General features: G+C 28.2%; 12 protein-coding genes, 1 pseudogene and 1 riboswitch. All 13 genes and pseudogenes read left to right on the plus strand.

Annotated features, from left to right (window positions below; translation table 11 throughout):
* The first annotated feature begins 151 nt into the window (after nucleotides 1–151).
* Nucleotides 152–1,549, plus strand: a complete 1,398-nt coding sequence (locus RBU61_RS03645; RefSeq protein ID WP_308878201.1) for a radical SAM/SPASM domain-containing protein — start codon at nucleotides 152–154, stop codon at nucleotides 1,547–1,549.
* Nucleotides 1,536–2,426, plus strand: a complete 891-nt coding sequence (locus RBU61_RS03650; protein WP_308878202.1) for an ABC transporter ATP-binding protein — start codon at nucleotides 1,536–1,538, stop codon at nucleotides 2,424–2,426. Before RBU61_RS03645 ends, RBU61_RS03650 begins: the two co-directional genes overlap by 14 nt.
* Entirely contained in the window at nucleotides 2,419–3,813 is a 1,395-nt protein-coding gene (locus tag RBU61_RS03655) for a hypothetical protein (protein ID WP_308878203.1), read from the plus strand. The genes RBU61_RS03650 and RBU61_RS03655 overlap by 8 nt, the downstream gene beginning before the upstream one ends.
* Nucleotides 3,795–4,487, plus strand: coding sequence for a hypothetical protein (locus RBU61_RS03660; protein ID WP_308878204.1), 693 nt, complete (start codon nucleotides 3,795–3,797; stop codon nucleotides 4,485–4,487). Before RBU61_RS03655 ends, RBU61_RS03660 begins: the two co-directional genes overlap by 19 nt.
* 500 nt (nucleotides 4,488–4,987) lie before the next feature.
* Entirely contained in the window at nucleotides 4,988–5,194 is a 207-nt protein-coding gene (locus RBU61_RS03665) for a hypothetical protein (RefSeq protein WP_308878205.1), read from the plus strand.
* 132 nt (nucleotides 5,195–5,326) lie between these two features.
* A pseudogene (locus RBU61_RS19475) lies at nucleotides 5,327–5,457 on the plus strand (IS982 family transposase); the annotation flags it as partial.
* Nucleotides 5,458–5,771: 314 nt separating this feature from the next.
* Complete coding sequence (locus RBU61_RS03675; RefSeq protein ID WP_308878207.1) at nucleotides 5,772–6,590, plus strand: CPBP family intramembrane glutamic endopeptidase; 819 nt, start codon at nucleotides 5,772–5,774, stop codon at nucleotides 6,588–6,590.
* A gap of 517 nt (nucleotides 6,591–7,107) precedes the next feature.
* On the plus strand, nucleotides 7,108–7,818 hold the full coding sequence (locus RBU61_RS03680; RefSeq protein ID WP_308878208.1) for a LytTR family DNA-binding domain-containing protein: 711 nt from the start codon (nucleotides 7,108–7,110) through the stop codon (nucleotides 7,816–7,818).
* A complete protein-coding gene (locus RBU61_RS03685) occupies nucleotides 7,815–9,137 on the plus strand; it encodes a GHKL domain-containing protein (protein ID WP_308878209.1) in 1,323 nt (440 codons plus the stop codon). Before RBU61_RS03680 ends, RBU61_RS03685 begins: the two co-directional genes overlap by 4 nt.
* 58 nt (nucleotides 9,138–9,195) lie before the next feature.
* Nucleotides 9,196–9,690 (plus strand): methylated-DNA--[protein]-cysteine S-methyltransferase, encoded by a 495-nt coding sequence (locus tag RBU61_RS03690; RefSeq protein WP_308878210.1) that lies wholly within the window; start codon nucleotides 9,196–9,198, stop codon nucleotides 9,688–9,690.
* 43 nt (nucleotides 9,691–9,733) lie between these two features.
* On the plus strand, nucleotides 9,734–10,972 hold the full coding sequence (locus RBU61_RS03695) for an alpha/beta fold hydrolase (RefSeq protein WP_308878211.1): 1,239 nt from the start codon (nucleotides 9,734–9,736) through the stop codon (nucleotides 10,970–10,972).
* A gap of 18 nt (nucleotides 10,973–10,990) precedes the next feature.
* Nucleotides 10,991–11,179, plus strand: a riboswitch (cobalamin riboswitch).
* 102 nt (nucleotides 11,180–11,281) lie between these two features.
* Nucleotides 11,282–12,259, plus strand: coding sequence for a cobalamin-binding protein (locus tag RBU61_RS03700; protein WP_308878212.1), 978 nt, complete (start codon nucleotides 11,282–11,284; stop codon nucleotides 12,257–12,259).
* Between the two features lie 13 nt (nucleotides 12,260–12,272).
* A complete protein-coding gene (locus RBU61_RS03705; RefSeq protein WP_308878213.1) occupies nucleotides 12,273–13,316 on the plus strand; it encodes an iron chelate uptake ABC transporter family permease subunit in 1,044 nt (347 codons plus the stop codon).
* Nucleotides 13,317–13,338 lie beyond the last annotated feature (22 nt).

A 13,338-nucleotide genomic window follows, 5' to 3' on the forward strand; every position in this document is an offset into this window, starting at 1 on the left:
TTAAAGAAAGGATATAACTTCTAAGCATTATCAAGAACAAGAAAACACTATTTTTGCCTTTTTATATATAGTTGCTATTAGAAAAACTCGTTTTTATTATAAAGAGCAGATGATTAACAATATATAGATATAAAGAAAAGGAGAGTTAGATATGTATAATACAATTGAGTTTTATCCATATAAAAAATTTGATGTGAATGGGGAAACATTTCTATATTCCGCAACAAATACAGGAATTTTCAAAATCAATGATAAAGTTGAAAAGATGATTAGAATGCATGGAGCTTCATTTGATCAAATGAGCATAGAATTAAATGATACATGTACAATGGAAGAACTAAAAGAATGCTTATCCGCTATGGAAAAAGAGATGTTTTTAAAAACTGAAGAAAATGATATTAAAATTGAAAAAAGACTTAATCCAGACATTGACCAGAAAATAATGAGTGTTACTCTTATGTTAATTCAAGAATGCAATATGAGATGTAAATATTGTTATGCTGAAGATGGACAATATCATGACAAAGGGAAAATGAATCTTACTACTGCAAAAAAGTCTATAGATTTTCTTATAGATTCAGCTGGAGATATAGGAGAACTGCAAGTTAGTCTATTTGGTGGAGAGCCTTTAATAATGATGCCACTTATTAAAAATATAGTAAATTATATAAAGTTAAAGGAGCAAGAAACGAAGAAAAAAATACATATAGGAATGACTACAAATGGGACATTAATCACGGAAGAAATAGAACAATTTATGATAAAGAATGATATACATGTTCAAATAAGTATAGATGGAAATAAAGAAACACACGATTCAAATAGGTATTTTATTAATAAGACTGGTTCTTACGATAAAGTTGTAGAGAAGACTAGATCTATGCGAGAGAAGGGATTACTTACGGCTAGAGGAACAATTACAGATGAAGGCTTGAATATTTTACAATCATTTTATCATTTAGATTTATTAGGATTTAGAGGAATCGCATTAGCTCCAGCCAATAATTTATTATCAGAAAAAAATGATAATAAATTATTAGAAAATCAGATTGAATATATTAGAGAATTTGAAACACTGGTAAAAAACGGGAAGTTAAATTTAGCACGAAAAATGAGAATGACGTTATCTATGATGGAAAAAATCCATAATGGTAATATTCGATTTTTGCCGTGTGGTGTGGGAAGAAATGCTTATGCAATAGATATAAATGGTGATATTTATCCATGCCACAGATTTGTAAGTAATAAAGAATATAAATTAGGTAGTGTATTCGATGTATCAATAGGCCGAGATCAATTTATTGAGAAAGTCTTGATATGTAATCATAAACAATGTAAAGATTGTTGGGCTAAAAATTTATGTTTGGGAAATTGTCCACATGAAAATTTGATGGCAACGGGTAATATACAAGAGTCTCCAGAGAGAATCTGTAATATGACAAGATCAATGTACGAAGAAGTGATTAAAGTATATTTAGACCTAACAGAGGAAGAAAAAGAGTATTTGTTTCCCAATGAATATAAGGAGAGTAAAGATGATAAAAATTGAGAATCTTATGAAGGCCTATGGAAGGAATCTAGTTCTAAATAATATTGATATGGAAATACCAAAAGGTATTTATGGTTTACTGGGAGAGAATGGTGCAGGGAAAACGACTCTGATGAAAATTTTAACTACTACAATAGGATATCAAAGTGGAGATATAGAAGTATTTGGAGTGAATTTAAAAAAGAACCCAGAGGAAGTAAGAAGGATGATTGGATATTTGCCACAGGATTTTGATTTTTTTCAAAATAGTACAGTTTATGAGGTAATGGATTATCTAGCAGGACTTAAAAAGGTTTCAAAAGGAAAAGCTAGAAAAGAAAATATTGATACTCTTTTAGAAAAATTCAAGCTTATGGAACATAAGAATAAAAAGATAAAATCACTTTCCGGTGGAATGAAGCAGAGATTAGGTATTGCACAGACATTACTAGCAAATCCTAAATTAATTATTTTAGATGAGCCTACTGCTGGATTAGATCCAATGCAGCGGCTTTATTTTAGAAATACAATTAATGAAATAAGTGAAGATAAAATTATTATTTTATCAACACATATTATTTCAGACATATCCAGCACCTGTGAAAATATAGGCATATTAAAAGAAGGAAGCCTATCCTATAACGGTCCTATTGATAGTTTACTGGAAAAGATAAAAAATCGTGTTTATGTAGTGGAAATGACTGGTAAACAGCTGACAGAACTTGGACATAAGGTGTATATTCTTTCAATTCAAAGAAAGGCTGAACGATTTATTGTAAGATTTATGGGTGATTGCAATAATGGTATTGAAGGCGCATATCCCGTAGAGCCCATTTTAGAAGATGCTTATTTCTATCAATACTATATATTGGGAAAGGAGCTAGAGAATAATGTATGAGCAGATATTAAAGAGTATAAAAATCAATGATAGAGAAAATTTAGGTATTATTAAATTAATCTTATATCTGATTCTTACTTTGTTTTCTATCTTTATTCAAAATATGTTGGGATATCTATTTTTATTAATATTTATTGCTATAAATTCATATCAAATAGCAACATTGGAAGAACGATGTGGAATGGAATCCATTGTAGTAACAACAGCTACTGAGAAAGAAAATATATTATGGATAAAATTCACCACAAGTGTAATCAATAATTCGATTGGATTGTTTTCATTGTTTCTTGTGTTATTTTTAGCAATGGATACATCAATATGGTTAGCTATACTAATATCAATGGTTACTTTTCTTTATGCCATTACTGCAGGAATATGTATAGGGAAACTAATTAAAAATCAAATTATTGGGATTAGCATTATATGTCTTTATTTTAAATTAACATCAGGTGACATGAGATATATAAATCAGGAAAGTATTCGTTACTTTTGCCCTATTCTATCTTTAAATGACATCAATGAAATCTATGGTTCAAATATATTAGGATTAATTAGTTGTATTATTCTTTTTATGGGAATAGCTTTTTTATTTTATACAATGGATACAAAGAAAGGAAAATTACATATATCTATTTTTTTTATAAGTTTTTGTCTTCTGATAAGTTTAGGGATATATAGAGACATGAAATTTAATAAACAAATAGAAAATATGCCTTATGAAACAATGGAAATGGAGTCACTGTCTGTTTTTTATAAGGGAGTTGAAAAACAAGAGATCTTATATTTAGTAAAGACAGCCTTATCTTATAAAGGGCAAATAGAAAAGTATAATTTACCTAATTTAGTGGATACGATCATTTGTGATAAACAGTTTATATTTCCATGGAAAAAAATACAGACATTTCAACAAGTTGATAATAAGCTTTTGATTCATTATATCTCCCCGGAAATGCTTAAGCCAAATGATATTAATCGATTGGTTGACATTAGTTCTGCTATTTTTCAAAGGGAGAGATATCTTACAGAAATACAAAATATTGTAGTAGATATTATAAGAGATCAACTTATTAGCAGTACATTAATTGATAATGAGTATAAAATTTTCTCAGAAGAATCTATTGAAATAGGTAAAATGATGAAGGAGCAAGGTTATGAGGCATTAGTATATCAAGCGAATCACGTAAATAACCCTGTTCCATATATATTAGATTGGTTTTTTAAGTATAAACCAGATAAGATAAGAGAAATTTTTCAATATACCATGGAATATACGGGGATTGAAAGACCTTATGATTTTGTAGAGATGATAAAAAGGGAGATGCCTGAAGAATATAAAGAGATTCAAGAGCAAGGGGAGGTAAGTTTAGAATGGAATGGAGAGTACTAACCGATTCTAATATTAAATTAATTATAAAAAACAAACTAACATGGATATATATTATATATCTTGGATTGTTTGTTTTAGGTTCTAAACAGAGTGTAGCATTTTATCATGGTTCACCGGAAATGGTAGCAATTAACTATAATATGTATATGGTGGAATCATTTTTTATGCTACCGGTATTATTGGGGATTATGTGTAATGATAGGATCAATAAATTTCTTACAACAGTGATTTTATCCAAGCTAAATCATAAGAATAATCACTTCATCAGTCAATTTCTGAGTTACTTCAGTATTGCTATTGGAACATTTATATTTGCAAATGCTAAAATGCTCTTTTTTACACTATTGTATGGTGGAAAATTTCAATGGATCTTCTTTATAAAGTATTTTTTTCTTTATAGTCTAACTTTGGTTTTTTATATTCCTTTTATGATGTTTATTTGGAGTTTGTCAAAGAAGTTTGTATTGATGATATTTGGTACTTTTATCTTTTTAGGGCTTAATTTATTTATTACGAATATATATATTCCTATATTATTTATCTCAGATATTTTTCAAAATATATTGATGAAAAAAGATATATTATTTTGGATATCAAGAGTAATTTATGCTTGCTTAGGAATTCTTTTATTGATGAATATGGAGAAAATTTATAGCAAGAGAAGTAGAGATTAGAATACAGCCGAAAGTTAGGATTTATAGCTATAATGATTAAAATGGCTGATTCCCTATTATCTTTTAAAGCCCTCAGAAATAGATGAATTATCCGTAAAAACTGAGATATTAGAAAAACAGCAGCGACAAATGTTGTTCAGAGAGAAAAAACGTGACATTATTCAACATTGCATTATTTATTTGGTTGGAGTTTATCTCTTATTCTTTGCTGTATATGTTATTGGGCGTTTTTATTTTGAGATATGGAATCCATCTGTTATCTCTGCTGAATTTTTGATCGCTACAGATATAGCAATCTTTATTTATATGATTCATATAAATAAAGAATAAAAATATTCCTAAATTCCAATTTGGAATACTGGGTACTTAAATAAAGGAAAATCTATTGCCGATTGCATTATAGATCATACAAATCGTGCAATAGACACTGGATAGGTTACAATAAACTAGATAACTAAAATAAGGTCATGTAAACTAATAATTGAAAGGAGAGATGTTAAATGAATAAGAAATCTAATACATCTATATTAGTACTAATAATAACTTATATAATAACTCGTATAATTTATAAAGTGACAGGATTTAACTATAGTTTTTCTGAAGGAATATTAAATGTAAAGCTGTTAATAGATCTAGGTCTATGGATTATAATATCTGTATTGATTAATACCATTTTAAATAAGATATTATTAAAATCTAAGGAGTAGTTTAAAAATAATAAAGAAAAATAGTAGAGCTACTGATGCTTTATATAACAAGATTGGATTTTAGATAAGATAAATATATGTTTTTAAGGGAAGAAAATAGTATTTTCAAATCATAAGATTTTTTTATGCTATTCAGAAATGATAACAATCAATGTAGTTGGAAACTAATGACTATTGATTCTGAAAAAGCTTGGTTTAACTTCTGTAAAAGAACTTAAGGAATTTGCTTCCTAAGTTCTGTAGTAGAACAAGATTTAATAGAATACATAGAAATTTACAAATTGTTATAGAAGAAATCACTAAAGAGATTTCTTCTGAACTTAGATACTATCAAGAACCATGTAGGATAGGTTGATAGTATTCCTATTTCAGTTTGTAAGCTTGGCAGAGCTGTATTTCATAAAATATTTAGAGGATTAGTTATCCATCTAAGTATTTCTAGGTTATCATTTTTGCTCTTAGGATTTCTACAATTTTCATATAAGCTAAGAGTGAATGAACTTTATTAGTACTATAGAATGAGGTAAATAAAACTTACAGCTTCACACATTTAATTTTATAGATAAAGGAGGATAACATGAGTTTATATTCATTAAACGAAATGGAAAAAGATTTAAATGAACTAGGGTGGGTCTATTTAAAAGGTAGATCTATGATTTTGGTAGTAGATTTTATATTTTCTTTAATTAGTGCATTATTATCCTCAAATGGTAAATTATCAGTAATAGAAAGCAGTTATTTTATTAATATTCGTATTAATATATCCTTTCTATGCCTGTTTTTAATGCTATTATTTCATTATAGAAAGAAAAATATATTATCTAAAGACATATTTAATATTAAAAGTATAGGGCTAATGACCATATTTAAAGCTTTTATTATTAGTTATCCTATTATGATGATAGGGGCTTATATATCTAAGATAATATTTACGCTTCTAGAGTTATTAGGAGTTACATTTGTATTTGATCCTGAAATATTTTCATCAGATAACATGACATCTATAGCAACAATAGTTTCTACTTGCTTAGTTGCTCCTATTTTAGAAGAATGTACATTTAGAGGAATAGTATTAAATATCCTTAGAAAGTATGGAGATAAATTTGGGATCATTACTTCAGCATTGTTCTTTGCGCTTATCCATGGAAATATATTTCAGTTTTTTACAGCTTTGACAATGGGGTTATGGTTAGGCTATTTATTTATAAAAACTAAATCTTTAACCTTAACCATATTAATGCATACCTTATCTAATTCTTTAGCTTTATCTTATGGAATATTTGAGATACCAGTAATTATTAATATAGCAATTAAAATAGGATTTGGATTAATAGCAATTGTAATATATTATTATTCAGGAAAGAAGTATAAGTTAGGTAAAATATCATACTTTTAGAAAAAAATAGCACAATTTTCTGTAGAAGTAAGTATATTAAAAAGAAACAAGAGAAACAATATAAGTCAGAAATTCCTTTAGAAATCATTAACCCATATGAATGTTTTTATGGACAAGTACCTATTAGATTATCGCTAATGATTGATATTGCCATTATTATAATAGTTACTTCATTTTCTATGAAATAATTAATTTTTAAAAGCATTAAATGGAATTTAAAAGGAGAAATTATGACTATACATAATAATGTCATAGGTACAATTACTCTAATACTTTATAAATTTAAATAAGCACTATAGATACCTTTATGATTTACAAAATACTGCTGATGCAGCAAATGATATTCAGTCAACTCTTAGAATATAAAAAAGTTACTTTTGTTTTATTTAAAAGTAACTTTTTTATATTATGATCTTTTCAAGATTCGACAAAATGTTCACTATGTCTATGATATGTTAGAGGCATAATTAAGAACAGATTAATTGCAATTAAAATTTTCAAGAAGTAGGTGAACTTAATGCGTATAGCTATCTGTGATGATGAGAGCTTTTATAGAGAAAAAATCAAAAAATATCTAGAAAAATATATAAACTTATATCCAGAAATAAGTATCACAGAATTTGATTGCGGAGAAGAATTACTCAAGACTTATGATAATGAAGAAAAGTTTGACTTTCTCTTTTTAGATATACAAATGAAAGATATAGATGGAGTACAGACTGCTCAGAAAATAAGAGTGAAGGACAAACATGTAATAATATTTTTTATAACAAGTTATGTAAACTTCGTATCTGATGCCTTTAGAGTGGGAGCATTCCAGTTTCTTATAAAACCTATTAGTGAGAATGACTTTAGAAAAGATTTTGATAGGGCAATTGAACAGCATAAAATCAACCATTACAAATATGTAGTCAAATATAAAGGTTCAACTACTAAATTAGAAGTTAAAGATATAATATATATTGAAGCTCTTAATAGACATTTGTTTATATTTAATGGAGTCAATAGATATGAATGTGTAGGAAAATTAAAGGATGAAGAAGAAAAATTATCATTTTATGGATTTGTTCGTTGCCATCAAGGTTTTTTAGTAAATATGGCGTACATAAAAAAAATTAATAAGACTTCAATCCTATTAGAAAATGGGGATGAAATCCCAGTTAGTAAAGGTTTAAGACCAAGAGCAATGGAGGATTTTAATAAATATATTACGAGGTATCTAGTATGAATGGTTTAAGACTACTAATAGATATTATAGGGCTATTTTTTGAAATATCTATAATTTCTTATTATATGGGGACGGTGTTAAAAGAATGTAAAGTAAACAAAAGAATAGAGCTATCATCCTATTTTATAATGATGATCTCTATAACTATTACAACTATATACTATCAAAATACAACTATACTTCCTATGACCTATTTTATAATGCTTATGCTTATTTCCATGCTTTATAAAGGAGAGATACTGTTAAAGGTAATCTTAAATTTAATTCTTGTTGCATTTTTTATAGCATCAGAAGTAATAGCAGTTACAATTCTTGTTGTTTTAATTGGAGAAAATGCACAATTTATTTTAAATAATATATTACATTATTCGCAAGTTATATTTATTTCTAAAGTATTAGTATTTATTATTATAAAAATATATGAATATAGAAGTGGTAATACTTATTCTTTTATTCGTCGAAGAATACTATTTCCATTAATATCAATACCTATTTCAAGCATTTTGGTAATATGTATTATTGCTAAAATACCTTTTGTGACTACAAGTACATATATAACTTTATCGGTTATACTAACAACTTCACTATTAATCGTAGCAAATATATTTATTTTTTATCTATTTGAAAAACAATTAAAACAAGAACAAAAAAATATTAAACTTGAATTCTTCAAGCAACAATTTAAAAAACAGAAAAAACACTTTGAAGAACTAACTGAAAATCAGAGAAGAATTAATAAAACGATGCATGATACTAAAAATCAATTATTAGCAATACTAGGATATATAGAAAACAATGAAAATGACATAGCCATAGAAAACTTAAATTTATTATGTAATAATATAGTTGAAAGACAGAAATCTATTAATACTGGTAATATAGCTGTAGACTCACTTTTAAATGTAAAGATAAATAAAATAAAAGAACTAGATATAGACCTAGAAATTTCTATCTTTTTAGAACAAAACAACCAAATAGAAGAAATTGAACTTTGCATAATATTGGGCAATTTATTAGATAATTCAATTGAAGCTTGTGAAAAGATACCTCTAGATGGTGAGAAAAAAATTAAACTTAAAATTATTCAGGTAGAAGAATACTTATCAATATATATAAGGAATTCTACTTGTGATAAAATCAAATTTGAAAAAAGTAAGATTTCCACTACAAAGAAAGATAAGATCTTTCATGGATTTGGTTTGGAAAATATAAAAGAAATAGTAGATAAGTATAATGGGCATATGGATTGTGAATATATAGAAGATACCTTTATAGTTAAAGTATTGTTGCAGAATTCCTTAACTAGTGCTATATCATAAATTCAATTTATGATAAAATACTTATAAGATTTTAATTTAAATACTAGGAGATGTAAGAATGAATCCAAAATATTACTCATTTAATTCACCTATAGGAAAATTAACAGTATACTTTATTGAAGAAGGGGTTATAGGGCTTTCCTTTGCAGAAGAAGGGGACAATCTTAAATATATGGAGAGATACTATGGTACTCCTATGGAAGTAGATAAAAAGGATTATAATTATCATGATGAAATAATCAAATATCTAGAAGGGAATCTAAAAGAATTTACTATACCATTTTTATTAAAAGGAACTCCTTTCCAAGAAAAAGTATGGAAAGAGTTACTAAATATTCCCTATGGTGAAACTAGAACTTATATAGAGATGGCTGAAAGAGTCGGATGTCCAAAAGGACCTAGGGCTGTAGGCGGTGCATTAAATAAAAATCCTGTGGCTATAATTGTACCTTGCCATAGAGTGATTGGTGCCAATAGGAAATTGGTAGGTTTTGCAGGTGGATTAGATTTGAAAGAAAAACTATTAAGTCTAGAAAAGAATAACATTATATAATTAATCTGAATATCCTGATATAAAAACAGAAAGGAGAATAATTATGGACTATCCTATTGTTTTTATACCAGGACTTTTTGGTTCCATGGGTGATGATGTAATAAAGGGGACTGGAGAATTTTCTTTTGGCTTTGCAGAGAAAATCTATAGGCCTTTTATTCAGATACTAAACTCTATGGGATATGAAGAAAATAAAAACTTATATATATCTTATTATGACTGGAAAAAAACTGTGGTGGAAATAGTGGAAAGATATTTAATTCCCACCATCGAGAAAGCTAAAAGAGAATCAGGAATGGATAAGGTAATTCTTTTGGGACATAGTCTAGGAGGTTTAGTAGGAAGGGGGTATATGAGCTACTATTCTTCAGCTATTGACAAATTAATTATGATAGGTACTCCAAATTTAGGTTCAGTAAATGCATATTATTTTTGGAGTGGTGGTAAACTACCTTATTCTAAAATAGAGGATAATGTTTTATATAATGCAGTGAAATTTGGTTTTATATTATACTATTCTTTATTTTATGGAGTAAATTATCTAGAAGGATTGAGAAATTTATTTCCAGTTGCACAGGATCTATTACCAAGTCGTAAGTATGGAAACTATTTATTATTTAAAAATAATAAGGGTGCGAAGGAACTTTTAACTGAAGATATGGCAATAAGTAATCCTTTTCTAAATAAATTAGAAAATACCACAATAGATAAAGATAAAACTTTTATTGTAAGTGGCACAGGAGTATTTACAAATATGGAACTTATAGTAAGTAAAAATAAAAGAAAAAGGTTAAGATGGGCAGATGGAAAACCTATAAATACAATTAGAACAAGCAGTGGAGATGGTACAGTAACTACAACTAGTACACTAGGATATCTAGGTGGAAATAATATAGTATTGGAAGGAAATCACACAAATATTTTATATAGATCAAAGGATTATTTAGAAAATGTATTGGGGAAAATATCTGTAATGGAAGAAATAAAAGAGGAAAAAATAGAAAAAGTATATGTAATTATCGCTGACAAGTGTAATGCCATAAATATTCAGACTTCTGGATTAAATCATATATCTAGTCAATCTATAAATATAACTGACAACAAGGTTCAAGCTATAAAGTTATCTCCTAATAGATTTATGGTAATGATTACAGGAGATAATGATTTAGATTTTAAATTTAATATAGAATCCTATAAAAAATTTAAGGGGCAAATCCATATGTTTATTGCCGATAAGAATGGTATAAGTAAGGAGTCGAACTACTTGAAGTATACAATATAATATGATATTATTGGCTTATAATATCATAGCTTTATAGGTGTTTCATATATAATATGAAACTTAATAGGGAAAGTGGTGAGATACCACTACAGCCCCCGCTACTGTAAATGGGTACGAAACCGATAAATGGCCACTGGGAAACTGGGAAGGCATTGGGAGTAGGATGAACCATGAGTCAGGATACCTGCCTATATTTAAGCCTCGGTGGGAGGGATGAGATGAGAAAAACTTATCCTTTAATAAAGGCGTAAGTTTTTTTGTTTGTAAAGAAACAAGCTATTATAGACAATAAAAAACAGGAGGAAGAAAATGAGAAAAATTAAAGGGTTAGCATTATTGTTATCATTATTACTAGTGTTTTCAATAGTTGGTTGTACTCCTAAGGAAAAATCAAATGAAGAATTATCATTAGAAGATATAGATTCACAGGGCAATGAAATAGGAGGAGAATTATCTTCTTTTCCAGTAGAAATAGAAGATAGCTTTGGAAATAAAGTAACCATTGAAGAAGAACCTACAAAAATAGTATCTTTAGCACCAAATAATACAGAAGTTTTATTTGCTTTAGGATTAGGAGACAAAGTTATCGGAGTAACATCTTATTGTGATTATCCTGAGGAAGCTAAGACAAAGGAAATCGTAGGAGATTTTAATGGAAATAATTTGGAAAAAATAGTGGAGTTAGCTCCAGATTTAGTTTTAATTTATGGTGCTGGAAATGAGGAAGACAATAAGATATTAAAAGATGCTGGAATAAAAATTCTTGGATTTATGCCTGAAACTATAGATGCTGTAATGAATGATATAGAGATAGTAGGAAAAGCCACTGGTAAAGATAAAGAAGCAACTAAGCTTATTGATGTTATGAATAATAAGAAAGAAGAAATATTAAATAAAGTAAAAGGTCAGGAAAGTGTTAAAGTGTTTTATGAAATATGGCATGATCCATTAATGGCAGCAGGTAAAGGTTCATATATAGATGAACTTATTACTTTAGCTGGTGGAGAGAATATAGCAGAAGATGCAGATGGGACTTATCCTCAATATGACTTAGAACAATTAGTTGAAAGAAATCCAGAAGTTTATCTAACATCATCAGATACTGAAGATAAAACTATTGAATCCATCAAATCTAGACCAGGTTATGAAAATATATCAGCTATAACAAATGATAGAATATATATATTTGAAGGAAACGAATCAAATATTATGTCAAGACCTGGACCAAGGATAATTGAAGCGTTGGAATTAGTGGCAAAATCCATTTATCCAGAATTATTTAAATAAAGTTGGGATTGAAATGAGAAAAGGTATAGATAGAACTAAATATAGTTTGATTATAATCACACTAATATTAATCTTAATATTTACAATAGCTGTCTTTTCCATAATAGGCACTGCAGATATTAGTGTAATAGATACCTTTAGAATTGTTGGTTCAAAGATACCTATTATAAGAAGATATATAGATATTTCAGATATTGGGAAGTCCCATGAAACTATAATTTGGTCTATAAGACTTCCTAGAGTATTATTGGGAGTTTTAGTTGGTGCTAGTCTATCTATGGCTGGTGCTGCCTTTCAAGGGATATTCAAAAATCCAATGGCAGATCCTTATGTAATAGGTATTTCGTCGGGAGCTGCCCTTGGTGCATCTATAGCCATAATACTTAAAATCAATATATCCTTTATGAACTTATCTACAATATCTGTGTTTGCATTTATTGGGGCATTAGCAGCAGTTTTTACAGTATATAATATAGCAAAAATAAAGAGCAAGGTTCCAGTTACCACCTTGCTTTTGGCAGGGATTGCCATAGGACAATTTTTAACTGCAATAATGTCTTTTTTAATGGTGATATATAGTAAGGATATGGCAAAGATAATATATTGGACCATGGGAAGTTTGGCAGGAAAAGGATGGGGTCCTTTAAAGGGTATAACTATTCCTGTAGTCATATCAATGATAGGTATTAGCCTGTTCTCAAGGGACTTAAATATTATGCTGACAGGAGAAGAATCAGCCCAAAGCCTAGGAGTAGATGTAGAGAAGACAAAGATATATATATTAATATTAGGCAGTTTTATGGTTTCCATGGTAGTGTCCATATCTGGAATCATAGGATTTGTAGGACTGATTATACCTCATATAGTAAGGATAGTATTAGGACCGGACAATAGAATACTTCTACCTGCATCGGCTTTAGTAGGAGCTATATTTATGATTTTTGCAGATACAATGGCTCGTACAATAATTTCTCCAATAGAAATTCCAGTAGGAATAATAACTGCTTTATTTGGCGGACCATTTTTTCTATATTTACTAAGAAAGAGTAAAAAATAGTGAATATGACGACACCGGAGGT

The sequence above is a fragment of the Tissierella sp. MB52-C2 genome (assembly GCF_030931715.1).
In the GTDB taxonomy this organism is placed as follows: domain Bacteria; phylum Bacillota; class Clostridia; order Tissierellales; family Tissierellaceae; genus Tissierella.